Source organism: Mesorhizobium sp. M1A.T.Ca.IN.004.03.1.1 (assembly GCF_003997555.1).
GTDB lineage: Bacteria > Pseudomonadota > Alphaproteobacteria > Rhizobiales > Rhizobiaceae > Mesorhizobium.
The window spans coordinates 1-275 of record NZ_RZTV01000277.1; the positions used below are offsets into that span (position 1 = coordinate 1).

General features: G+C 60.0%; 1 pseudogene. It reads right to left on the minus strand.

Going from position 1 to position 275, the window contains the following annotated elements:
• A pseudogene (locus EOD29_RS31680) lies at positions 1 to 256 on the minus strand (polyamine ABC transporter substrate-binding protein); the annotation flags it as partial.
• Positions 257 to 275: the final 19 nt, after the last annotated feature.

A 275-nucleotide genomic window follows, 5' to 3' on the forward strand; every position in this document is an offset into this window, starting at 1 on the left:
GCTGGAACAGCGTCTTGTCGAGGAATTTGTCGAGATTGTCGAAGCCGCGGTCGGTGAGCAGCTTCTGGTCCATCGCCGCCATGCCGGCGCTGTTGCCGTGGCCGTAGCCGAAGGTCTTCACCATGTATTCCGAAACGTCGGGCGCGTTGACGGCGTTCAGGAAATCATAGGCCTGGTCGAGCTTGCCCAGCGCGTCCTTCATCAGCACGTAGCCGCACACCCAGGTCGACATGCCCTCCTTGGTGTTGCGGTTCATCTCGATCGGCAATCCTTGT